Genomic DNA, 25,319 nt, shown 5'->3' on the forward strand with positions numbered 1-25,319 from the left:
GTTCCCGGTGCGTAAACGTGCGCCCGGAATATAACAGGCGTAATGAACTTTCAGAGTGAGAATGTGCTGCCTGAACGCCTGTTTTGTCATGCGAAGTTTCTTAAGGAAATAAGGATGATTCTTGCCAGTTTAGGGGGACTTGTAAATATGAGAGTGAAAAAAGAACAGGTTACCGGCGGGGTTGCCTGGCAGGGAATGCCTCTCTCTGAATAAAGCATATCGGGACGCCGTGCGCTTATCGTTATATAATCATTTGCATAACGAAAAAGTGAGGACAACATGAAACAACGCTTTTGGCAGGCAGTGGCATTTAGCGCGCTGATTTTACTCCCGTTATCGTCCGAGGCATCGCGGCAGATAACCGACCAGATTGGCCGCACGGTGACCCTTCCCGATACCGTCGACCGTGTTGTGGTGCTTCAACATCAGACGTTAAACCTGCTGGTGCAGATGAACGCCACCGATAAAATTGTCGGCGTAATGGCAAACTGGAAACAACAGCTCGGAGACGGCTATGCCCGCCTCGCCCCGGAGCTTAACCACAAGGCGGCGCTCGGGGATCTGACGCACGTGGACGCTGAAAAACTGGTGGCCCTGCATCCGCAGGTGGTTTTTGTCACCAACTACGCGCCGCAGGAGATGATCGACAAGATCAGCAGCCTTGGGATCCCCGTCGTGGCGATCTCTCTGCGTCATGATGCCGCAGGGGAGAAGGCCAAAATGAACCCTACCATGGCCGATGAAGAAAAGGCCTATGACCTGGGGCTGCGCGAGGGCATCACGCTTATCGGTGAGATCGTTAATAAGCAGCCCGAGGCGCGGGCGCTGATTGAGGCCACCGATCGGGGGCGTAAAAGGGTGCGCGATCGTCTGAAGGATGTCGCGGCAGAAAAACGTGTTCGGGCGTATATGGCGAATCCGGCGCTGACAACCTACGGCTCGGGAAAATACACCGGCTTGATGATGGCGCACGCGGGCGCGGTAAACGTGGCTGCATCGACCCTTCAGGGCTTTAAAACCGTGGCGATGGAGCAGATCATTGCCTGGAACCCCCAGGTGATATTTGTGCAGGATCGCTACCCCTCCGTGGTCAACGAAATCCAGCGCTCACCGCAGTGGCAGACTATTGATGCGGTGAAACATCATCGCGTCTATCTGATGCCGGATTATGCCAAAGCCTGGGGCTATCCCATGCCGGAGGCGATGGGCATAGGTGAGCTGTGGATGGCGAAAAAACTCTATCCTGAAAAATTCCAGGATGTGGATATGCGCAAAGCGGCTGACGACTGGTACCAGCGGTTTTATCGCACGCATTATGAAGGGATCGACTGATGAAGGTCCTGGCGGCAGGCAGTCTGCGTACGGTCTGGACATCGCTTATGGCGCACTTCCCTGAACCGGTAGAGGCAGAGTTCGGCCCTGCCGGCCTGCTGAGGGAACGTATCGAAGCGGGCGAGTTTTGCGATCTGTTTGCGTCTGCTAATCTGGCCCATCCCCGGGCGCTGCTAGCCGCGGGGCGCGCGCTGGCCGTTTTTCCCTTCGCCAGCAATCAACTCTGCCTGACCGTGCGCCGCGAAGTATGGCGTAAAGGCGATGACTGGTTTTCGCTGCTGACGCGGGAAACATTACGCATTGCCACGTCCACGCCCGGCGCCGATCCGTCGGGTGATTACGCGCAGGAGCTATTCACCCGCATGGGGGCGGCGGGCGAAAGCGTGAGGCGACGAGCACAGGCGCTGGTTGGAGGATGTGATTCAGCGCCCATTCCTCCCGGCAGACTGGCGGCGGAGTGGATACTTCATAGCGGTAAAGCGGAGGTCTTCATCGGCTATGCGAGCTACGGTGAAACGCTTCGCCAGATGGAGGGGCTGAAGGTAATCACTATCCCGCCACCCTATAACCCGCTGGCGAACTATGCCTGTGCGGTCATCACGCCACAGGCACAGCCGCTGGCGGATTTTTTGCTGTCGGTGGAGGCTCAGAAGATAGTGCAACAGGCAGGATTTTTACCCTCTCCCCGTGAATGAGGGCTTCTCCCTCCCTGTGGGAGAGGCGTTTTTGTTTTCTCCCTCTCCCCGTGGGAGAGGGCTGGGGTGAGGGCAACAGGCCGCACGTTCTTCCTCTCCCTGTGGGAGAGGAGCTTTTGTTTTCACCCTCTCCCTGTGGGAGAGGGTCGGGGTGAGGGCATCAGGCCGCACGTTCTCCCTCTCCCCGTGGGAGAGGGCTGGGGGTGAGGGCAACAGGCCGCACGTTCTTCCTCTCCCTGAGGGAGAGGAGTTTTTTTTCTCCCTCTCCCAGTGGGAGAGGAGCTTTGTTTTCACCCTCTCCCTGTGGGAGAGGGCCGGGGTGAGGGCAACAGGCCGCACCCATTACCCCTGACGTTTATCCTCGGTCTGGGTATCGAAGTCGCTGGCCGCATGACGTTCATGCAGCTGCTCGCTCGGCTCACCAAAGGTCCGGTTGACCATACGGCCACGCTTCACGGCAGGGCGGTTGCCCACATCTTTCGCCCAACGCTGCACGTGGGTGTATTTTTCCGCATCCAGGAATTCAGCAGCGTTATAGACGTTGCCCAACACCACGCTGCCAAACCACGGCCAGATCGCCATATCCGCAATGGTATATTCTTCACCTGCGATATAACGGCCACGGGCCAGTTGCTTATCCAGTACGTCGAGGAGGCGTTTTGCCTCCATGGTGAAACGGTCAATCGCGTACTGGATCTTCACCGGCGCATAGTTATAAAAGTGACCAAAACCGCCCCCAAGGAACGGCGCGGAGCCTTGCAGCCAGAATAACCAGTTCAGGGTTTCCGTGCGCCCAGCCGGGTCCTTCGGCAGGAAATGACCAAATTTCTCTGCCAGGTACAGCAGGATATTACCGGATTCAAACACGCGCGTTGGCGGCGTAGTGGAATGGTCACGCAGCGCCGGAATTTTCGAGTTTGGGTTAACGTCTACGAAGCCGCTGGAGAACTGATCGCCTTCGCCAATGCGAATCAGCCACGCGTCGTACTCCGCGCCGGTCACGCCAAGCGCCAGCAGCTCTTCCAGCATGATGGTTACTTTCTGGCCGTTTGGCGTCCCCAGAGAATAGAGCTGGAGCGGATGCGTCCCCACAGGCAACGCTTTTTCGTGGGTCGCACCGGATACCGGACGATTGATATTCGCGAATGCGCCGCCGTTACTGTTTTGTTCCCATTGCCATACTTTTGGTGGCTGATACGTGTTGTCGGACATGTTGGTCTGCCTTTTGCGTGATGTATTGAGGCAGTGTAGCAGGAGATTCGTGAACGGTTTAACGAACTGAGCGCTATAAACTGGCGCTATTCCTTCTGGCGCTTATATATATCAATTCGGTTATAAGCTTAATCGAAAATCGCATTTTCATTGTTAATGCGAAATAACGCAAAGCTGCATATGATGCTTCTGAATAAAAATAATTTAACAGTATTAAACACTTTTCAGGCAAGGAGTTAGTGAGATATGCGCAAGCAACTATTATCTGCTGTTCTGGTGTCGATGGCATTAAGTGCGGCAGGGTGTGATGATGCCAAAAATAAAGAGACCACCGCTGCGCCAGCCGCGAAAAGCGAGGCAGCAAAAGAGGGAGGATCGCTGATTATTGGTATTACCTCCGGCGATCCGCTGGCGGTAAATCCGCTGTATGCCAGCGACCGCACCACCTTAACCATTATGCAGGCGCTCTATGCGCCGCTCTACAGCTTTAACGACGGAAAAATCGAATGGGGCCTTGCCGAAAGCCTGACGCCTTCCGCCGATAATTTAAGCTATACGCTGACCTTAAAACCCAATCTGAAATGGCAGGATGGCCAACCGCTGACCGCCGATGATGTCGTCTTCACTTTTACTAAACTGCTCGATGCCAAACAGCACAGCTTCTTTCGCAGCATGTTCACCTATGGCGGGAAACCGGTTGAGGTGAGCAAGGTTGACGATCGCACCGTGAAATTCACCTTACCGCAGGTAAGCGCCGCCTTTACCGGCACGCTGGTACAGATCTACCCGATCCCGCAACACGTGTTCGCCAGCGAAACCGATCTGGAAAAAAGCACCAAAAACGATGCGCCGGTAGGGTCCGGTCCGTTCAGGTTTAAGGAGTATCGCGCCGGACAATATTATGCCCTGACCCGTTTTGATGATTACTGGAACGGCAAGGCGAAGCTGGATTCCGTCACCTACCGCTTCGCCAAAGACAGCAATTCCGCCAACCTTGCGCTGCAAAACGGCGAGATTAACCTCAAGATGGTCGATCCGCAGGACGTCAGCCGACTAAAAAATACCGGTAAATTTGATTTCGTGGTCTATCCGGAAGGGCGTCTGGCCTACATGACCTTTAATCAGAACGTCCCGGTCATGAAGAGCAAAGAACTGCGTCAGGCTATCGCTTACGCCATTAATAAAGATGAGCTGACGCAAACGGCGTTCACCTCGCTGGATTACGCCAAACCCGCCACCTCATTCCTGACGCCGGATACCCTGTACCAGACCGATGACGTGGAGCAGTATAAATTCGATCAGGAGAAAGCGAAGGCGCTGCTGAAGGCGTCCGGCGCACCGCAGAATCTGAAACTGCGTCTGGCCTATGTAAACACCAATAAAACTCAGGAGAGCATGGCGCTCTATATTCAGCAGTCGCTGAAGGGGATTGGCGTGAACGTGGAGCTGATGCCGCTGGATTCCAACGCCATGTCTCAGCGAAGCCTGGATATGAATAACACGGCGTGGGAGCTGAATCTGGGCGGTTACATCATGGGCGCCGAGCCTGACGGCTATAAATCGCTCTTTATGAGCAACGAAGCCTACAACTACGCGCATTATAAAAATCCGCAGTTCGACGCGCTGTGGGATAAAGGCGCAGTAGAAACCGATACCGCGAAGCGCGCTGAAATCTACAAACAGATTCAGCAAACCGTCGCCAATGACATGACCTATTACCCCATCTCTTATACCAATGCGACCGTCGCCGTCGATAAACGGTTTGGCGGCACGCAGGAGGCTGAACCGAAGCCGGTGTATATGTTCCAGGATCTGTCAAAAATCTATCAAAAATAAGCGGTTGCCCCGATCTTGATCGGGGCCTTTTCGGTCTGGCGGGTAAGGACATGTCGTGAACACTTTATTAACGCGTCGGCTGCTGCAACTGCTGCCGATGCTTTTCTTTATTTCCCTGGTGGCATTTCTGCTGGTTAAGCTTGCGCCGGGCGACCCGGTGGCGGCGTACATCACCCCGCGAATGGCGCCGGAGGATATCGAACGGATCCGCCAGAGCATGGGGCTGGATAAACCGGTCGTCACGCAGTATGTGCTGTGGTTAAAAAATGTCTTACGGGGCGATCTGGGTTATTCCCTGATCTACCACCGTCCGGTGCTGGAGATGATCGGTGAACGTATCCCCGCCACGCTTGGCCTGATGGGCGCGTCACTGCTGATGGCGATGATTTTCGCCATTCCCCTCGGTTTGCTGGCCGGTGCGTTCAAACACCGCTGGCTGGATCATGTGCTGAACCTTTTTGCCTATATTGGTATTTCCGTGCCGATATTCTGGTTCGGCATTCTGCTTATCACCGTCTTTGCCGTGCAGCTCAACTGGTTTCCCAGCATGGGAATGCGCACCATCGGCATGGACGATAACTGGCTGGACGTGGTGCGCCACGGCGTATTGCCCTGCATCGCATTGACCTTTTATAACCTCTCCAGCTACGTGCGCTACATTCGTTCCAACACCATCTCGCAACTGTCGGCAGACTATGTCCAGACCCAGCTGGCCTACGGCGCCACGCGTTCCGGCATTCTGTTCCATCACGTGTTGAAAAATGTGCTGCTGCCGGTGATTACGCTCTTTGGCCTGTCGTTTGGCGAACTGATCGTGGGGGCTTATGTGACGGAAAGCGTCTTCTCGTGGCCGGGTATGGGGCTTCTGGGGATCCAGTCGATCACCTCGCTCGATTACCCGCTGATCATGGCGATCATTATGCTGTCGTCGATGATGCTGATCGTCGGCAACCTGATTGCCGATCTGTTGTATCGCTTCGCCGATCCCCGCATTCGTACACTGAGGTAACCCCGGATGAGCAGACGCTGGCAACACGTTCGTCACCAGCTGCGCCGCAATCGTCCGGCGCAGTTTTCCCTTCTGGTTTTGTTTATTTTTATCGCTGCCGCGCTCTGTGCGGGGCTGAGCCCCTACGATCCGGATCGGATGTCGTTGGGAGCACGTACGCTGCCGCCTGACGCGGCCCACTGGTTTGGCACCGATGAATATGGACGGGATTACTTCACGCGCGCGCTTTATGGCGGGCAAATCTCCCTGATGGTGGGCTTTCTTGCGATGCTCTTTTCCACGCTGATTGGCACCGTGGTAGGGACGGTCAGCGGCTATTTTGGCGGCTGGCTCGATAATCTGATGATGCGCGCCGTGGATATTCTGATGGCGATCCCGGCGTTTTTTCTGCTGCTGGTGGTAAACGCCTACCTCAAACCGGGCGTAGATAATATCATTCTGATCATCAGCCTTCTGACGTGGATGAGCATGTCGCGCCTGGTGCGAGCCGAAACCCTGACGGTGAAAGAGCGCGAATATGTTCTCTATGCTCGCGCATCGGGTGAGCATCCGCTGCGTATTATTTTGCGGCACATTCTTCCCGGCGTCATGCCGACGGTGATCGTGGCGGCTACCCTGAATATCGCCTCGGCGATCCTGATGGAATCGACGTTAAGTTTCTTAGGCTTAGGCGTGCAGGCACCCGCTGCCTCCTGGGGGAGTATGCTGAATAATGCCCAGTCGTACATTGGCGAAGCCTCGTGGCTGGCGATGTTCCCCGGCATTTTGATCCTGCTGACGGTCTTCAGTTTTAACGTGCTGGGCGACGTGTTCCGCACCGCCTTTGAGCCGGGAGCGAACCGCGATGAGTAACTTATTAGCCCTCGATAATCTGCACACCACCTTCCGTACCCGGGATGGTGATGTCCACGCGGTGCGTGGCGTGAGCTTTCAGGTGCAGCCTGGTGAGCTTGTTGGCATCGTCGGAGAATCCGGCTGCGGAAAAAGCGTGACCTGTAAGTCGATCATCCAGCTGCTGGGCAGCAACGGGCGGATCGCAGGGGGCAGTATCCATTTTCAGAATGAGGATCTGGCGCAGAAAACGCCCGAGCAGATGCGCGCCATTCGCGGAAATGAGATCGCCATGATTTTTCAGGATCCGATGACCGCGCTTAATCCTGTGCTGACCATCGGCAGGCAGATGGCTGAGATCCTGATACGCAATAAAAAGCTGTCAAAGAAAGCCGCTAAGGCGGCCGCCCTTGCCATGCTGGAGCAGGTGGGAATTGCCGAAGCGGAACGTCGTTACGACCAGTATCCGCACGAGTTCAGCGGCGGAATGCGCCAGCGGGTCATGATTGCCATTGCGCTCTCCTGTCACCCTAAATTGCTGATCGCCGACGAGCCCACGACCGCGCTGGATGTCACCATCCAGGCACAGATCCTGCGATTGCTGAAAAGCCTGCAACAGCAAACCAGGACGGCTATTTTGCTGGTGACGCACGATCTTGGCGTAGTGGCGCAGGTCTGTAGCCGTGTGGTGGTCATGTACGGCGGGCTGGTCATGGAGGAGGGCAGCGTGGAGGATATTTTTTACCGTGCCGCGCATCCTTATACCCAGGGGCTGCTGGCATCTTTGCCGCGTCCGGGACATGCCAGCCATCGTCTGTCACCCATTGAAGGATCGCCACCCGGCCTGCTTAACCCGCCCCCGGGGTGTCCCTTTGCCGAACGCTGCCCAAAACGGATGCCGCAGTGCGAACACCAACCGTCTTTTTACCGTATCGGTGAAGAACATCGCGCCGCCTGCTGGCTGTGGCAGGAGAAGGAGATTCAGGCATGAGCGAGCAACACGCGCCGTTAGTGAGCGTACGAGAACTGCGCAAACATTATCATCTCAACGGAGGGCTGCTGCGCAAAGGCGTGGCGGTGAAGGCGGTGGATGGGGTGAGTTTTGATATCCACCGTGGTGAAACCTTTGGTCTGGTGGGGGAGTCTGGCTGCGGGAAATCCACGCTGGGCCGCGCCATTCTGCGCCTGTTTGATATCACCTCTGGCGAAATTCACTTTGCCGGGCAGGAGATAGCCCAGGCCAGCGAGAGGCAACTCAAACCCCTGCGCAAGCGCATGCAGGCGATATTCCAGGACCCGTACTCATCGCTTAACCCCGGGATGACGGTGCAGCAACTCATCGCTGAACCCATGCAGATCCACGGCTATCGTCGTGAAGAACAGCAGACGCGCACGGAATTTCTGCTCGAAAAAGTCGGGCTGAAGCGGGAGCATCTGCAGCGTTTTCCGCATGAGTTCAGCGGCGGCCAGCGTCAGCGGATCAGCATTGCCCGCGCCCTGTCGGTGCGCCCGGAGTTTGTTCTGTGTGATGAGCCGCTGTCGGCGCTGGATGTGTCCGTGCAGGCGCAGGTGGTGAATATTCTTCAGGACCTGCAGGAAGAGCTGGGGCTGACCTATCTCTTTATCGCCCACGATCTGTCGATGGTGCGCCACATCTCCAGCCGAATCGGGGTGATGTATCTTGGCAAGCTGGTGGAGGTGGCACCCGCCGACGCGCTGTACCAGCATCCGGCGCACCCCTATACCCGTGCGCTACTGGCGGCGGTGCCGCAGCCCGATCCGCGCATTCGAAATCTGGAGCAGGCGACCTTACGCGGAGAGATCCCCAGCCCAACGGCGGCGCTGCCCGGGTGCCATTTTTGCAGCCGTTGCCCGCATGCAATGCCGGTATGTCAGACGCAAGAGCCGACCATGCAGGAGATCGCCCCCGGCCATTTCACCGCCTGTTGGCTCTTCAGGACCTAAGCCCGCGCGTTTACTCACTCAGGCAGAGGTGTATGATTGATTCACCTCTGTCAGGTTAATAACAACGTGCAGACGACGACAACCCTTCTAACCATTGCCGCCTGCCTGTTTTAGGTTGAGAACATGCGTAAAGGAAAGTTAAGCAGTGACGCTCCGTTTGGGACGTTATTAGGTTATGCGCCGGGAGGCGTGGCAATTTACTCGTCAAACTACGACAGTCTGGATCCGCGTCACTACCCCGAAGACGCCGAGTTTCGTAGCTATATTGGCAATGAATACATGGGGCACAAGTGGCAATGCGTCGAGTTCGCCCGTCGCTTTCTGTTCCTCAACTACGGCTTTGTCTTCACGGATGTCGGCATGGCGTGGGAGATCTTCTCGCTGCGCTTCCTGCGCGAAGTGGTTAACGACAATCTTCTGCCCTTACAGGCCTTTGCGAACGGCTCAAAGCGTGCGCCAGAAGCCGGTGCGCTGCTGATCTGGCAAAAGGGCGGGGAGTTTAACGAAACGGGCCATGTCGCGGTTATTACGCAGTTACTGGGCGATAAGGTGCGGATTGCCGAACAGAACGTGCTGCATTCCCCGCTGCCGTTTGGCCAGCAGTGGACGCGAGAGCTGCGCTTAAGCGTGGAGGACGGCTGCTACACCCTGCACGACACCTTTACTGATACCACCATTCTTGGCTGGATGATCCAGACGGACAACGCGGAACACAGCCTGCCACAGCCCGATATCGACGGCGAACTGCTGAACATTCGTGGCGCGCGGTTGCCGAACAAACGTCAGTTCGACGGCAAGTGGTTGAATGAAAACGATGCGCTGCAAAAAGCCTACGTCGAGGCGAACGGCCACGTGATCAACAAAGATCCCTGCCAGTATTTCACCATCACGGAAAGCGCCGAGCAGGAGCTGATCAAAGCCACCAATGAACTGCATTTGATGTATCTTCATGCCACCGATAAGGTGCTGAAAGACGATACCCTGCTGTCGCTTTTCGACATTCCAAAAATCCTCTGGCCGCGTCTGCGGCTTTCATGGCAGTGGCGTCGCCACCATATGATCACCGGTCGTATGGATTTTTGCATGGATGAGCGCGGGCTGAAGGTGTATGAATACAACGCCGATTCGGCCTCGTGTCATACCGAAGGCGGGCTGATCCTTGAGGAGTGGGTGAAAAATGGCTACCGCGGTACGGGGCATAATCCGGCGGAAGGGCTGCTGGAAGAGCTGACCGGTGCCTGGAAACACAGCCATGCGCGGCCTTTTGTACACATCATGCAGGATAACGACATTGAAGAGGATTACCACGCGCTCTTTATTCAACGTTCGCTGATGCAGGCCGGTTTTGAGACCAAAATCCTGCATGGGCTTGGCGCTTTAAGCTGGGATACGGCGGGACAGCTGGTGGATGAAGAGGGCCGCCACGTGAACTGCGTCTGGAAAACCTGGGCGTGGGAAACGGCCATTGAACAGATCCGCGAGGTGAGCGAAACCGAATATGCCGCCGTGCCAATCCGCACCGGTCATCCGCAAAACGAGGTGCGTCTGATTGACGTCTTGCTGCGTCCGGAAGTGCTGGTCTTTGAACCGTTATGGACCGTCATTCCGGGCAACAAGGCGATCCTGCCCGTGCTCTGGCAGCTCTTCCCGCATCATCGCTACTTGCTGGAGACGGACTTCGAGGTTAACGACGCGCTGGCACAAACCGGGTATGCGGTGAAACCTATCGCCGGGCGCTGTGGCAGCAATATCGATTTGATCAGCCCTGCAGAAGAACTGCTGGATAAATCCAGCGGCAACTTTGTCGACAGGAAGAATATTTACCAGCAGCTGTGGTGCTTGCCAAAAGTGGACGGGAAATATATTCAGGTCTGCACCTTTACCGTTGGCGGTAACTACGGCGGAACCTGCCTGCGCGGAGATGACTCGTTAGTGATCAAGAAAGAGAGCGACATTGAACCGCTGATCGTGGAGAAAGATCGCTAGCCCACAGGCGCAATGAAAACCGTTAACCTCCGGCGGGGAAACCTGGCGGAGGTTTTTTTATGGGCGAGCGAAACTTTAAGGCCTTAGCGTGCGAACTATCATTAAAACAGCACACTTTTCCCTGATGGAGCCAACCATGAAACGTTTGAAAACCTTGTCCGCTGTCGCCGTTCTGACGCTTTCTCTCTTTACGCTGAGTGCGCACGCCGCCCTGGAAGCGGGGGCTAAAGCCCCAGACTTCAGCCTGCAGGGCGCGCTGGGCGGGAAGCCGCTGACCTTCTCCCTGAAGCAGGCGCTGCAAAAAGGGCCGGTGGTGCTCTACTTTTTCCCGGCCGCCTTCACCAAAGGCTGTACGCTTGAGGCTCACGCCTTTGCCGAAGCCACGGATGAGTTCAAAAAACACGGGGCAACCGTCGTGGGCGTCACCGCAGGAAATGTCGATCAGGTGGATGAATTTTCAAAACTGGAGTGCCGCGATAAATTCGCCGTTGCCGCCGACCCGGGCGCGAAGGTGGCTGCGGAATATAAAACCCTGATGGAGATGAACGGAAAAACCGTTTCGGATCGGACGTCGTTTGTGATTGCCCCGGATGGAAAAATTCTGCTTAGCTATACGGATCGTAATCCCGACGAGCATATTCAGAAAACCATGGATGCTGTCAAAAAATACGCGGATTCGCATTCGTAATATCGCTGCCGGGGTTCGCCATGTTAACTGCCATTCTGGCCGCCTTTTTGGGCGGCATTATCCTTAATTTTATGCCCTGTGTTTTTCCGGTTATTTCGCTTAAAGCGCTTGGGCTTTTACATCATCAGGGCGACAGCAATCGTGCCCGTACGGAAGGCAGCGGGTTTTTACTCGGCGTGGTGGTGACCATGCTGGCGCTGGCGGGCCTCCTGCTGGCGTTGCGCGCCGAGGGCACCGCCGTGGGCTGGGGCTTTCAGCTTCAGTCACCGCTGGTGATAGGGATTCTGGCGCTCATTGTGCTGGGCGCGGCACTGAACCTGCTTGGCGTGTTTGAGGTGGGGTTATCGCTTCAGCGGGCGGGGGAAATTTCCGTGGGCCGGGGCGTCTTTGTGCGTTCTGCGTTAACCGGCGCGCTGGCCATCGTCGTGGCGACGCCTTGTTCTGCCCCCTTTATGGCCGGGGCAATCGGCTTTGCGCTGGTCCAGCCGCCTGCCGTTGCGCTGGGGATTTTCCTGGCCCTGGCATTGGGTTTTGCTGCGCCTTTTACGCTGGTTTCCTTCTTCCCGGCTATTGCTTCGCGCCTGCCAAGACCGGGCGCATGGATGGATATTCTCAAGCGGGGACTGGCGTTTCCGATGCTGGGCGCCTTCGCCTGGCTGGTGTGGGTCCTGGCGCAGCAGGCGGGCACCACGGCACTGGCGGCGATTCTGGCCAGCGCCGTGGTGGTCAGCTTTACGGCCTGGCTGTACGGCATTGCGCAACGCAGACGGCTGATGGGACGCTCCTTTAAGGTTCTGCTGACGATAACGGTGGCGCTCTTTTTAGGGGCCGTCGTACCGCTGCCCAATGTATTGCAGGCGGGGGCGGAGCCGACCGCAGCGCCGCAAACTGCCACAGCGGTCGCGCCGGTCAAATGGTCACCTCACACCGTTAATGAACTGCGCGGTCACGGCAAAGCGATCTTTGTGAACTTCACCGCCTCGTGGTGCATCACCTGCCAGGTTAACGATCGGACTTCGTTATCGACGGATGCGGTAAAACAGGCGCTCACCCGCACAAATACCGTCTATATGGTGGCGGATTCAACTAAATTTAATGCAGACATCGACGATGCAATGAGCACCTTTGGGCAGGGCGGATTGCCGCTGTATGTGGTCTATCCCGCCGACGGCAGCGCGCCAAAAGTGCTGCCTCAGGTTCTGACTCCGTCGATTGTGATTAACGCCCTGAATCAGGCTTCCGGTAAAAAAACATAAGATGATAACACTGGCGGTATATGGATAACGGCAGAGCGCCGCGTGAAAGCTGGCCTGCGCTGATGGTCAGTGCGCAGGCGGGCAATCGTGAAGCCTATACGCAGCTGTTGCAGGCCATCGTGCCCGTTATCCGCGCGATCGTGCGCAAGCGGATAGGGGACAACGCGCTGGTGGACGATGTTATTCAGGACGTGCTGCTGTCGGTCCACCGGGTGCGGCATACCTACGATCCTGCTTATCCTTTTCTCCCCTGGCTAATGGCGATTACCCAGGCCCGCACCATAGATGCCTTACGCCGCAGGGGGCGTTACCTTGCACGCGAGTCGGAGGAGGAACAGGCAACCGACGCTGCCCTCTTTGACGGTGAGGAACGCCAGGAGACGGCGGATGAGCTGGCGTTGATACTCGCGCAGCTACCGTCGCGGCAGCGCCAAATTGTGGAGCATATTCATTTGCAGGAGATGAGCCTCGCAGAGGCTGCCCTGCAACACAACCTGAGTATTTCAGCCGTTAAATCCTTACTACACAGAGCACTCACCAACCTTCGCCGGATAGGGGCAAACCATGACCGATCATAACGTTTTCATTGAAAAACTCACGCGCGAAGCGGGGCCGGTCAGCCGGCCTTTAACCGGCGGAAAGCGCGTGCTGGTCTGGCTCCTGATGGCGTTGCCCTGCGGATGGGCGAGCAGTTTGCTGGTGTATCGCCTGTCCACCGACTGGTCCCATTCGGAATCATGGCTTGCCGCGATGCAGCTGAGCCTGACGTTTATAATGGGCGTGTTAGCCATCCGTAACGCCTTTTCGTTCAGTATTGCCGGTCGCAAGCCGTTGAGCGGATGGTGGTTTCTTCCGCTATTCCTGCTCTGGCTGGCGGGCGTGATATTGAGCATGGGGCAAACCCATGTACGCTCTGCTCATCCGGAGGAGGTCAACTGTTACGCTTTTATGATGACCGTCAGTCTGCCTATGATGCTGCTTGTCGTGGGATATTTGCGCCGCACGCGAGCGATCAACCCCTTACGGGCGCTGGCCTCGGCCGGGGCTGGAGTGGCCTGCATGGCCCTCACGCTGCTGGCATTTTGCCATCCCGTCGAGACCCACTATCTGGACTTTCTGCTCCATTTCGCGGCCTTCATCAGCATTGTCAGCCTGACCGTCCTGCTGGGATGGCGTTGGGTGGTTATCCGGTAAACCCCCTCAGCGGGGCCGCGTCGCTACTGGACTCTCTTAAGAAGGAATAATCTGAATAAGAGTTGAATTCAATGTTATTGTTCTGTTTAATTTTTCACATACGAAATTAGACTCCGTAAAATTTAAATATATTGGTTTTAAATATCGCAATGTGAGTTTGGGTAGTCATCTGTACTGCATAAAACGCTCATAATCGTTTTTCTGCGGAATATATAGCTCAGCACGAACAAAACTGACGATTATTTGAAAATCTTTGTGTTTGATCCCTTCTGAAATTAACTCAAATATGTACAGGCCACTAAAATAAATATTTCTTTAAATTACAATATGATTATTAGTTGAGTTTAAAATGCTTCTTTTAGCCATTTGTCCAGAAACCTCATTTTTTCTCTTGTTATTAACACACCATTAACATTGTGGGTATAGTTCCACTTAAGACATTTTGTTATGCTCCAGGACGAATAGGATTAATGAATAGGCAAAATCCTAAAAGGAATAATCCTGAACGGACTTGATTTTGCCTGTGGTCACTATTTTTCTGGCAGCAATAAAAAAATTCTTGATGTGAATTATTTTTTAGACAAAGAGGCTTTCCGTACCACTTTAGGGTGAATAAATCGGAAGGGCGGTAAAGCACATCCTTAGGGGGTGAAATAGACGTGGGAGATCGCTCATGCCAAAAAAAGATTTTTGGGGAATAATTTCAGCGCTGGCTATATTAACGTCATCAATGACGATGGCCTGGGCATTTAATAGTCCAGCGGGTGCAGCCCCTGTACCTGAAACATCTTTACGGGAAAGCATTCTCTTTGCTTTTGATCGCGATCCATCTATTAGTCAGCAGGCCGCGCAGATGGGGATCGGACAAGCCCAAATAGATGAGGCTCGCAGTGGATGGATGCCACAAATATCGCTCAATGGAAATACCGGACACAGCCAGACGACGGACTCCAGCGGCTCACTCAAAAATTCTGCGGCGTGGGGATTAAGCCTGACGCAGCTTGTTTATGATTTTGGCAAAACCGACAGCGCCATTAGCCAGACCTCGGCCCAGCGCGATAGCTATCGTTATCAGTTGATGAGTACGCTGTCGACTGTCGCGGAAAAAACCGCACTGAGCTATGTCGACGTCAAGCGCTATTCAGACCTGGCGAACGCGGCGAAAGAGAATGTTCAGGCGCTTAAAAATGTTCAGCAGCTGGCGAAATTACGCTCGGATGCCGGGCTAAGCAGTACCTCTGATGAACTACAAACGCAGACCCGCATTGCGGGTATGCAGGCAACGCTTGAGCAATATAACGCGGCTCTGCAAAGTGCACGGGCTAGATTATCCGTTTTGACGGGCATTGATGCACAGCGGCTTTCTCCGCTGCCGAACAGCCTTGAGGTAAAACAGGAATCGCTGGACAGCATCGATTATTCGCTGATTCCAGCCGTGCTGGCGGCAAGGACAATGGAAACCTCGGCACAATATGGCGTTGAGCGGGCAAAGTCCCAGCACTGGCCGACGTTGAGCCTGAAAGGCGGGCGCACGCGCTATGAGTCGGATAACCGTTCATACTGGGACGATCAAATTCAGCTGAACGTTGATGCCCCGCTTTATCAGGGTGGGGCGGTTTCCGCTCGCGTACGCCAGGCTGAAGGAACCAGAGCCATGGCCTCTTCGCAAGTGGAGCAGGCGCGCTTTGATGTTCTGCAAAAAGCCTCTGTTGCACAGGCAGACTGGGCCGGCGCGCGTGGTCGAATGGAGGCCGGCAGGCTCCAGCTTATCACTGCGCTGCGCACGCGGGACGTCTACAAAAACGAATACACGTTAAGCAAAAGAAGCATTAATGATTTGCTTAGCGTTGAACAGGATGTCTGGCAAGCCACATCGTCAAAAATAACGGCGGAATATGATAGCTGGAGTGCCGCAATTAATTACGCCTCCGCTATCGATAATTTAATGCCGCTCATTGGTATTGAAAAAAATGCCGCTGCAAAATTGCCTGATCTGAGTTAAATGCGCGCGGCGCCTGTCGCGAAAATAAGTCTAAAAAAATGGGGGTTTTTTCCCAGGGGTTGTTGCATCCCTTGGGTGGAAATACTCACAGGAATTCGTACGCCTGCAAGGAGAATAATATGAGTAAGGTTAAGATTGTTGATGTCATCATTCGTAAAACCGCAGAAAAAACGGTACTGACGGGAGAAGGTAATCTGTCGGTATCGGTCTCCGGGCCAAGCGTCATTGAAATTCACGGTTCTGCCCAGGATGTCGCGCGCTATATGCGTCAGGGCAAGGATCTGCTGATTTACATGAAAGATGGCAGCGTTATTCGGTGCAATAACTATTTCATCGAGGATCCTGACACGCAAAACCAGTCTGAGCTGGTATTTAACGATCAACAGGAACTGACTCATATTTCCTTCGCAGAGATGGGGGAGACGGCGGGCCTGGCGGCAACCGAGTTAACCGCCAGCGCGACCCCGATTACCAGTATTGAACCTTTCCTTGAGCAGGGAAGTGTCCTGAGTGATGCGCCCTGGGGCTGGATCGCGGGCGCGGCGCTGGGCGGCGGGGCTATTGGCGCACTGCTGGCCCATGGTGGCGACGGCGAGACGAAAACGAAGGTCATCGACAATACCAAAGAGGTTGAAAGCGCGACGCCGACCTTTATGGTCACGGATAAAGCGGGTGACAGGCAGGGGCTGCTGAGTGCAAAAGAGATCACGGACGATAACACCCCAACCTTCAGTGGTAGTGGTCAGCCGGGTGCAACCATTCAGATAAAGGACAGCAACGGCAGCACTATCGCCAGCACGATGGTCGGTAAAGACGGAACCTGGACGGTTAAACTGCCCACGCAAACCGACGGGGAACATACCTGGTCCGTGGTGCAGATCGACGGCAGTAAAACCACCTCCGCAGGTCACATTACGGTGACGGTGGACACTGCGGATGCGGCCGTTACGCTGGCCACCACCGCCGGTGATAACGTCATTAATGCCAGCGAACAATCCGCAGGCTTTACCCTGTCTGGCACCAGCAAAAGCCTGGCGCAGGGCACACAACTGGCGGTGACGCTGAATGGCAAAACCTATAGCGCAGACGTGGGCGCGAACGGGACCTGGAGTGTCAGCATCCCGACGGCGGATGCCCGGGCGTTGAGCGAGGGGACCTGGACCGTGACCGTAAGCGGGAAAGACGCTGCGGGCAATACCGTCAGCGGTCATCAAACCCTGACTGTGGATACCCAGCCACCGTCGCTTTCGGTTGATACGCTTTCACAGGACAACATTATTAATGCCGCTGAACACGGGCAGCCGGTGATCGTCAGTGGCACCACCAGCGCCGAAGCAGGCCAGATCGTTACGGTGTCGCTGAACGGCAAAAATCACACCGCCACCGTGGGCAGCGATGGCAAATGGTCGCTGACTCTGAGCGCCAGCGAGGTCAATGCGCTGGGCGAGGGCGATCATACTCTGACGGTGAATGTCAGCGATAAAGCAGGCAATCCAACCTCAACCACCTCTTCGTTCAGCGTTGATACTACCGCACCGGTGGTGACCGTGAATACGGTGGCAGGCGATAACGTACTCAACACCGCTGAGCAGGGTCAGGCGCATGTGATTACCGGCCATGCAAGCGGCGCGGCGGCAGGGGATATCGTGACCGTGACGTTGGGCAATCACACCTTTACAGGCATGGTTCAGGTCGACGGGAGCTGGAGCGTGGGCGTTCCTGCCTCTGTGTTTGGGTCACTGGGGGAAGGACAGCATACCTTTACGGTTTCGGTCACCGATGCGGCTGGCAATACGGGTAGCGCAACGCAGGGTATTACGCTGAGCGGTAACCCGCCTGAGTTTACGCTGGACGCGATAAGCCAGGATAACGTTCTGAACGCGCAGGAATCCTTACAGCCACTGAGCCTGAGCGGCACCAGCAATCTGCCTGATGGCACTGTGATGACCGTTACGTTAAACAACGTGAATTATCAAACGACGGTAGAAAATGGCGTCTGGGCCGTGCAGATTCCGGTGACGGACGTGCTGAATCTGGCGAACACCCTCTATACCGTAAGCGTCAGTGGTACTGATAGCGCAGGCAACACCGGCATGGCCGAGGGGCATCTGCTGGTGGACACCGTATTGCCGCAGGTGATTGTGAACACGTTTGCCGGTGATAACCTCGTCAACCATGCGGAAGTTGCCGTGGACCAGACGTTGAGCGGACGCGTTACGGGTGCGGCACCGGGAGACACGGTGTCGATTAGCGTAGGCGGGAAAAACTACACCGCAACGGTCGAAAGCGATCTGACCTGGAGCGTCACCCTTCCGACAGCCGATCTCAAGAATTTTGGCGATGGCGATTTGACCTTCAGCGCCTCGGTAACCAACGCGCATGGCAACACCGGCACCGGCGAACGCGACATCAATATTAACGCCGCTATTCCGGGATTACGCGTGAATACCGTTTCGGGTGATGATGTCATTAATGCCATTGAACAGAATCAGGATCTGAGCGTCACGGGGTCCAGCAGCCATCTGGCGGAAGGTACGCAAATTACCGTCACCATTAATCAGATTGACTACCTGGCGGTCGTGACAGCCAGCGGTCATTGGCAAATTGGTGTGCCTGCCGCGGATCTTCAAAACTGGCCCGCGGGCGATGTGCTGGTCTCTGCCAGCGCGCAGGATTCGTGGAAAAATATCATCACGGCTGAGCATCCGATCTCGCTTGATCTCAACCCGGTTGCGATCACCCTGGAGACCGTTTCGCAGGATGACATGCTGAACGCAATTGAAAAAGGGACGGATCTGACCCTTAACGGTCAGACCCAGGGCGTTGAAGCGGGCCAGACGGTGGTGATCTCCTTCGCCGATCGGACCTTCACTGCGCAGGTGCAGGCGGACGGTCGCTGGAGCGTCACCGTTCCCGCCCAGGCGATGGATGGCCTGAGCGACGGGCGCGCACAGATTAGCGTGAGCGTCACGAACGTGAGCGGCAACAGTGCAGATGCGGGTCGCGTGGTGGTGGTGGATACCCAGGCGCCGACGATCACGCTCGATAATCTGACGCCGGACAACATTATCAACGCGGCAGAAGCGCAACAAGATTTGACGCTGGGCGGTACCTCCAACGCCGAACCGGGCCAGACTGTCACCGTGATGCTGGGCGACAAACAGTATCAGGCCAGGGTACAAAACGATGGTACCTGGCAACTGACGGTGCCTGCGGCAGATGTTGGCGCACTGGCGGATGGCACGCTGACCGTGACCGCCAGCGTCAGTGATGTGGCGGGCAACAGCAGCAGCACCGATCGCGTCGGGCTGGTGGATGCCACCGTGCCGCAGGTGACGATCGATGATTTTGTTACCAGCAGCAACACCGTTAACCACACTGCGCATTCGCAGGCACAGATCCTGAGCGGCTCAGTGACTGGCGCGGCGGCGGGCGATCGGGTAACGGTGACCATTAATGACGTCGAATACACTACCGTCGTTGATGCATCCGGTCACTGGAGTCTTGGCCTCCCTGCGTCAGTGGTTCAGGGTCTGGCAGACGGTACCTGGAACGTGGACGTCTCGGTGACCGATCGCTCGGGTAATACGGGCAGCAGCTCTCTGGACGTCATTGTGAATACCGCGATCCCGACGATCGCCATTGACACGCTCGCCGCTGACGATGTGATCAACGCCACCGAGAAAGGCAGCGATCTGATCCTGTCCGGTACCAGCAATCAACCGCAAGGCACGTCAATCACCGTGACGTTGAACGGCATTGACTATGTCGCGATCGCCGACGCCAGCGGGCAATGGCAGGTCACCGTTCCAGCCTCCGCCGTCAGCGCTCTGGGTGAAGCCCGCTACACCGTGAGCGCGGCAGTCACCGACAGCGTGGGTAACACTGCTTCGACCACCCATGACGTGCTCGTTGACAGCGCGCTGCCGGTGGTGACGCTGCATACCCTTGCGGGCGACAATATTATTAACGCCAGCGAAGTGGCCGCGGGTCAAACCTTGACGGGCACCGTGACAAACGCCGCCGCCGGGGATGTCGTGACCCTGACGCTGGGCGGTAAAACCTATACCGCTATCGTACAGAATGACTTGAGTTGGAGCCTGCCACTGAGTGCGGAGATCCTGAACGCGCTGGGTAATGGCGACTTAACCGTCACGGCGAGCGTGACGAATGTCCACGGCAACACCGGTTCTTCCTCGCTGGATTTCACCGTCGATGCACAACTGCCGGGTCTACGGATCGACACCGTGGCAGGCGATGATGTGATCAACATTATCGAACACGGGCAAAACCTGATCGTGAGCGGATCCAGCACCGATCTCGCGGCAGGCAGCACGGTCAACATCATCATCAATGGAAAAGAGTATGCGGCAACCGTCCTCGCGGACGGTACCTGGCAGGCGGCAATCCCGGCCTCCGACGTTGCCGGTTGGGCAGCGGGCGAGCTGAACATCACCGCCAGTGCGAAGGATGCCTCCGATAATCCGGTGACCATTGGCACGATTGTGGATGTCGACCTTGCACCTGTCGCGATCTCAATCAATAGCGTGACCGTAGATAACGTGCTGAACGCGGCGGAAAAAGGTCAGGATTTGACGTTGTCTGGCACGACCACGAATGTGGAAGCCGGGCAGACCGTCAGCATAACGTTTGGTGGCAAAACCTATACCACCACGGTTGATAGCGACGGTAACTGGACTTACACCGTGCCGTCTGCGGATCTGGCGGGCCTGAAGGATGGCGATGCCAGCGTGCAGGTGAGCGTCGCCAATGTGAATGGCAACGGAGCCAGCTCGGCGCAAGAGTACAGCGTGGACACTACCGCACCGACGGTGATGATTCATCCCGTCAGCGGTGACAATATCCTCAACGCGGCTGAGGCGGCGACGGATCTGACGCTGAGCGGCACATCCAGTGCCGAGGCTGGCCAGACGGTGACCGTGGCCTTTAACGGCAAGCAGTACTCCGCAGAGGTGCAGCCAGACGGCAGCTGGACGCTGGACGTCCCGGCAGCCGATATGGCAGGCATCACCGACGGCAATGCCGCGATTATTGCCTCCGTCACCGATAAAGCGGGCAACCCGGCCAGCGCTGGCACCACGCTTCTGGTTGATACCACCGTCCCGCACATCACCTTTAATACTGTGGCAGGGGATGACATCGTTAACCTGGCTGAACACGGTCAGGCATTGATCGTCAGCGGCTCGGTAACCGGCGCTCAGGCGGGCGATGTGGTTACCGTCTCGCTGATGGGCAAAGACTATACGGCAATGCTGGATGCGTCAGGCAACTGGAGCGTGGGCATCCCGGCTGCGGACGTGGGCGCACTGGTGAACGGCGACGCGACGCTTTCGGCGACCCTCGCTGACAAAGCGGGTAACCGCGCCCAGGCCAGCCACGATCTGGATATCGCCTTAACGGCACCGGTTATTACCATCAATACCGTTGCGGTAGACAACGTCATTAACGCGGCGGAGAAGGGCGTGGATCTGCTGCTCAGCGGCACCAGCAATCAGCCAGCAGGCACCGCGGTGACGGTGACCCTCAACGGCATTCATTACACGGCTACCACCGATGCCAGCGGTAACTGGAACGTCACTGTTCCGGCATCAGCGGTGGGAAGTCTGGGGGAAGCACACTATTCCATCTCCGCCAGCGTGACCGACAACGCCGGAAATACCACCAGCGCAAATCATGATGTGCTTGTCGATAGCGCATTGCCGCAGGTCACGATTAATCCTATCGCGACGGATGATGTGATCAACGCCGGTGAAGTGGCAACGGGGCAAACCCTGAGCGGCACCGTGAGCGGCGCGGTATCCGGTGACACCGTGACCGTGACCCTGGGCGGGAACAGCTACACCGCAACGGTAGGCGACGATCTGACCTGGTCAGTCAATGTCCCGTCAGACGTTTTAACAGCCATCGGTAACGGCGATCTGACCGTCACGGCCTCGGTGACCAATGGACACGGCAACAGCGGTTCTGCGGAGCGTGAGATCGCTATCGACGCTAACTTGCCGGGTCTGCGCGTGGATACCGTGGCAGGCGACGATGTCATTAACAGCATCGAGCACGGTCAGAACCTGATCGTCACCGGCTCCAGCAATGGCCTGACGGCGGGCACAGCCCTGACCGTGACCCTCAACGGTAAACCTTATCCGGCGACCGTGCTGGCCGATGGCACCTGGAGCGCAGCCGTTCCGGCGGCAGACGTTGGGGCACTGGCGGCAGGTAACGTCGTGATTACCGTGGCAGGCCAGAGCACGGCAGGCAATCCTGTCACCATCAGCCACGACGTCACCGTCGATCTGGCGACCGTTGCCATCAGCGTCAACGCCATTGCGGGCGATGACGTGATCAACGCGGCGGAAAAAGGCGCGGATCTGGTGCTGTCCGGCACCACGCTGAATGTGGAGCCGGGGCAGACCGTCAATATTACTTTCGGTGGCAAAACCTGGACCGCGAAAGTGGATGCGGACGGCAACTGGTCGGCGACCGTGCCGACGGCAGATCTGGCGGGCCTGAAGGATGGCGACGCCAGCGTGCAGGTCAGCGTCACCAACGTGAACGGCAACAGCGCTTCGGCGGGCCGTGAATACAGCGTGGACGCCACCGCACCGACCGTGACCGTCGATACGCTCAGCGGCGATAACCGGCTGAATGCTACCGAGGCGAAGGCCGATCTGACCATCACAGGCACCAGCACCGCAGAAGCGGGCCAGACGGTTAACGTGACTCTGAACGGCAAAGCGTACAGCGCCACGGTGGGTAATGACGGACGCTGGAGTACCACCGTTCCTTCTGCCGATCTCGGTGAATTGACCGACGGCACCTGGAACGTGCAGGCAACGGTAAGCGACAAAGCGGGCAACCCGGCAACGGCGGATCGCGACATGCTTGTCGACATCACCGTACCGCAGCTGACCATTAATACCGTTTCCGGCGATGACATTATCAACAGCACGGAACATGGCCAGGCGCTGATCGTCAGCGGTAAGGTCACCGGTGCGGCAGCGGGCGATGTGGTTACCCTGACGCTGAACAACCAATCTTACACCGCAACGCTGGATGCGGCGGGTCAGTGGCGCGTTGGCGTTCCGGCGGCGGATGTAGGGGCATTGATTGCCGGAGAGCACACGCTCACCGCGACGCTTACCGATAAAGCGGGTAACAGCAACAGCACAACGCATGACGTGGAGGTGAATCTCTCCGCGCCTGTACTCACCATCAACACCGTTTCAGACGACGATGTGATCAATAACGCCGAAAAAGGCCAGGAACTGACCATTAGTGGTACCGCCATCGGTCTGGCAACCGGGGCCGTGGTGACCATTATGTTGAATGGCAAAGCGTGGAGTGCGACGGTCGATGGCAGCGGCAACTGGACCACGACCGTTCCGGCGGAACAGGTCGGCTTGCTGGGTGAAGCGTTGTATGAGATCACCGCTTTCGCCACCGATGGCGTGGGTAACAGCAGCAGTACCGCACATACGGTTACTGTCGAATCCGTTCTGCCTGGAGTGATCATTAATACGATTGCCGGTGACGACGTGGTCAATGCCGCCGAAGTCGCGGCAGGCCAGAGCATCAGCGGGAAAGTGATAAACGCCGAAGCAGGCAATACCGTGACGGTGACTGTGGGGGGACATCAGTACACCACGACGGTACAGAGCGATCTGACCTGGTCGGTGAATGTCCCGGCAGACGTTTTAACAGCCATCGGTAACGGCGATCTGACCGTCACCGCCTCGGTGACCAATGGCGTCAATAACAGCGGTTCTGCGGAGCGTGAGATCGCTATCGACGCTAACTTGCCGGGTCTGCGCGTGGATACCGTGGCAGGCGACGATGTCATTAACAGCATCGAGCACGGTCAGAACCTGATCGTCACCGGCTCCAGCAATGGCCTGACGGCAGGCACAGCCCTGACTGTGACTCTCAACGGTAAACCTTATCCGGCGACCGTGCTGGCCGATGGCTCCTGGAGCACAGCCGTTCCGGCGGCAGACGTTGGGGCGCTGGCGGCAGGTAACGTCGTGATTACCGTGGCAGGCCAGAGCACGGCAGGCAATCCTGTCTCCATCAGCCACGACGTCACCGTCGATCTGGCGACCGTTGCCATCAGCGTCAACGCCATTGCGGGCGATGACGTGATCAACGCGGCGGAAAAAGGCGCGGACCTGGTGCTGTCCGGCACCACGCTGAATGTAGAAGAGAACCAGACCGTCAATATTACTTTCGGTGGCAAAACCTGGACCGCGAAAGTGGATGCGGACGGCAACTGGACGGCGACCGTGCCGTCGGCGGATCTGGCGGGCCTGAAGGATGGCGATGCCAGCGTGCAGGTGAGCGTCACCAACGTGAACGGCAACAGCGCTTCGGCGGGCCGTGAATACAGCGTGGACGCGACTCCTCCGTCGGTCACCCTCAGTACCCTTGCCGGGAACGACATTCTTAATGCGGCAGAAGCGCAGGCTGACCTGACCATAAACGGCACCAGCACCGCAGAAGCGGGGCAGACGGTGACTGTCACCCTGAACGGCAAAAACTACAGCGCCACGGTGGGCGCAGACGGCAGCTGGACGCTTGACGTACCGGCAGCAGATCTGGCGGCACTGGGCGACGGGAGCGTCACGGTCACGGCGAGCGTGACTGACCAGGCGGGCAACACGGCCTCCGTTAATCACAACCTGACGGTGGATACCACGGTACCGGTGGTGAGCATTAACACCTTCGCCGGAGACGACGTGATTAACGTCACCGAACACGGCCAGGCGCAGATCATCAGCGGCTTTGCCACCGGCGCGGCGGCGGGTGACAAAGTGACGGTAACCCTCGGCAGCCACAGCTGGACCACGGTGCTGGATGCGTCCGGCAACTGGAGCGTCGGCGTACCGGCCAGCGTGATTTCCGGGCTGAGCGACGGCACGGTCAGCGTGAACGTCAGCGTCACCGACGCAGCGGACAATACCGGCAGCGGCACGCACACCGTGACCGTGGATACCGGCCTGCCGTCGCTGAGCTTTGACGCGATTTCCGGCGATAACGTGCTGAACGCAGTGGAAAAAGGGCAGGATCTGGCTGTCAGCGGCACCAGCGCCAACCTGGCGGAAGGCACCAAGGTGACCGTGACCCTGAACGGCAGACAGTATACCGCCACCACGGGGGCCGACGGCGCCTGGAGTCTGACCGTACCGGCCGCCGATCTGGCCGGGCTCGGCGAGGCCAGTTACACCCTGAACGCCAGCGCCGTGAACGGCGTGGGCAACAGCATCAGCAACACCGCAAACCTGCAGGTGGACACCGCGCT

15 protein-coding genes are annotated in these 25,319 nt (G+C 57.0%); 14 read left to right on the top strand and 1 reads right to left on the bottom strand.

Going from position 1 to position 25,319, the window contains the following annotated elements; translation table 11 throughout:
* Positions 1–279 precede the first annotated feature (279 nt).
* The gene (locus tag LZP96_RS13330) at positions 280–1,332 is read left to right on the top strand and encodes an ABC transporter substrate-binding protein (protein ID WP_064327403.1); all 1,053 of its coding nucleotides are present in this window, start codon (positions 280–282) and stop codon (positions 1,330–1,332) included.
* Positions 1,332–2,027: a molybdate ABC transporter substrate-binding protein gene (locus LZP96_RS13335; RefSeq protein WP_064327402.1), complete on the top strand. Its 696-nt coding sequence runs from the start codon at positions 1,332–1,334 to the stop codon at positions 2,025–2,027. Before LZP96_RS13330 ends, LZP96_RS13335 begins: the two co-directional genes overlap by 1 nt.
* Before the next feature lie 342 nt (positions 2,028–2,369).
* On the opposite strand, the gene yghU is transcribed toward LZP96_RS13335, so the two are convergent.
* A complete protein-coding gene (yghU, locus tag LZP96_RS13340) occupies positions 2,370–3,239 on the bottom strand; it encodes a glutathione-dependent disulfide-bond oxidoreductase (protein ID WP_064327401.1) in 870 nt (289 codons plus the stop codon).
* A 246-nt stretch (positions 3,240–3,485) separates the two neighbouring features.
* Here yghU and LZP96_RS13345 point away from each other — a divergent pair, with 246 nt between their 5' ends.
* The 12 genes from LZP96_RS13345 to LZP96_RS13400 all read left to right on the top strand — a co-directional run.
* Entirely contained in the window at positions 3,486–5,075 is a 1,590-nt protein-coding gene (locus LZP96_RS13345; RefSeq protein ID WP_064327400.1) for an ABC transporter substrate-binding protein, read from the top strand.
* 55 nt (positions 5,076–5,130) lie between these two features.
* Entirely contained in the window at positions 5,131–6,084 is a 954-nt protein-coding gene (locus LZP96_RS13350; RefSeq protein WP_082904948.1) for an ABC transporter permease, read from the top strand.
* Positions 6,085–6,090: 6 nt separating this feature from the next.
* Positions 6,091–6,936 carry an ABC transporter permease gene (locus LZP96_RS13355; RefSeq protein WP_064327399.1) on the top strand — a complete coding sequence of 282 codons (846 nt, stop codon included), beginning with the start codon at positions 6,091–6,093 and terminating at the stop codon, positions 6,934–6,936.
* The gene (locus LZP96_RS13360) at positions 6,929–7,906 is read left to right on the top strand and encodes an ABC transporter ATP-binding protein (RefSeq protein ID WP_258926057.1); all 978 of its coding nucleotides are present in this window, start codon (positions 6,929–6,931) and stop codon (positions 7,904–7,906) included. The genes LZP96_RS13355 and LZP96_RS13360 overlap by 8 nt, the downstream gene beginning before the upstream one ends.
* Positions 7,903–8,880: an ABC transporter ATP-binding protein gene (locus tag LZP96_RS13365; protein ID WP_258926058.1), complete on the top strand. Its 978-nt coding sequence runs from the start codon at positions 7,903–7,905 to the stop codon at positions 8,878–8,880. The genes LZP96_RS13360 and LZP96_RS13365 overlap by 4 nt, the downstream gene beginning before the upstream one ends.
* Positions 8,881–9,003: 123 nt before the next feature.
* Positions 9,004–10,866 carry a bifunctional glutathionylspermidine amidase/synthase gene (gene gss / locus LZP96_RS13370; RefSeq protein WP_258926059.1) on the top strand — a complete coding sequence of 621 codons (1,863 nt, stop codon included), beginning with the start codon at positions 9,004–9,006 and terminating at the stop codon, positions 10,864–10,866.
* Positions 10,867–11,002: 136 nt separating this feature from the next.
* Positions 11,003–11,554, top strand: a complete 552-nt coding sequence (locus tag LZP96_RS13375) for a peroxiredoxin (RefSeq protein WP_258926060.1) — start codon at positions 11,003–11,005, stop codon at positions 11,552–11,554.
* A gap of 20 nt (positions 11,555–11,574) precedes the next feature.
* Positions 11,575–12,810, top strand: coding sequence for a protein-disulfide reductase DsbD family protein (locus tag LZP96_RS13380; RefSeq protein WP_258926061.1), 1,236 nt, complete (start codon positions 11,575–11,577; stop codon positions 12,808–12,810).
* A gap of 20 nt (positions 12,811–12,830) precedes the next feature.
* The gene (locus LZP96_RS13385) at positions 12,831–13,388 is read left to right on the top strand and encodes a sigma-70 family RNA polymerase sigma factor (protein WP_064327394.1); all 558 of its coding nucleotides are present in this window, start codon (positions 12,831–12,833) and stop codon (positions 13,386–13,388) included.
* The gene (locus LZP96_RS13390; RefSeq protein WP_064327393.1) at positions 13,375–14,004 is read left to right on the top strand and encodes an NrsF family protein; all 630 of its coding nucleotides are present in this window, start codon (positions 13,375–13,377) and stop codon (positions 14,002–14,004) included. Before LZP96_RS13385 ends, LZP96_RS13390 begins: the two co-directional genes overlap by 14 nt.
* A 730-nt stretch (positions 14,005–14,734) precedes the next feature.
* Positions 14,735–16,006: a TolC family outer membrane protein gene (locus LZP96_RS13395; protein ID WP_232462983.1), complete on the top strand. Its 1,272-nt coding sequence runs from the start codon at positions 14,735–14,737 to the stop codon at positions 16,004–16,006.
* Between the two features lie 119 nt (positions 16,007–16,125).
* On the top strand, positions 16,126–25,319 hold a 9,194-nt coding region (locus LZP96_RS13400; RefSeq protein ID WP_258926062.1), incomplete at its 3' end, for an Ig-like domain-containing protein.

The organism is Huaxiibacter chinensis (assembly GCF_022171985.1).
Taxonomy (GTDB): Bacteria; Pseudomonadota; Gammaproteobacteria; order Enterobacterales; family Enterobacteriaceae; genus Enterobacter; species Enterobacter chinensis_A.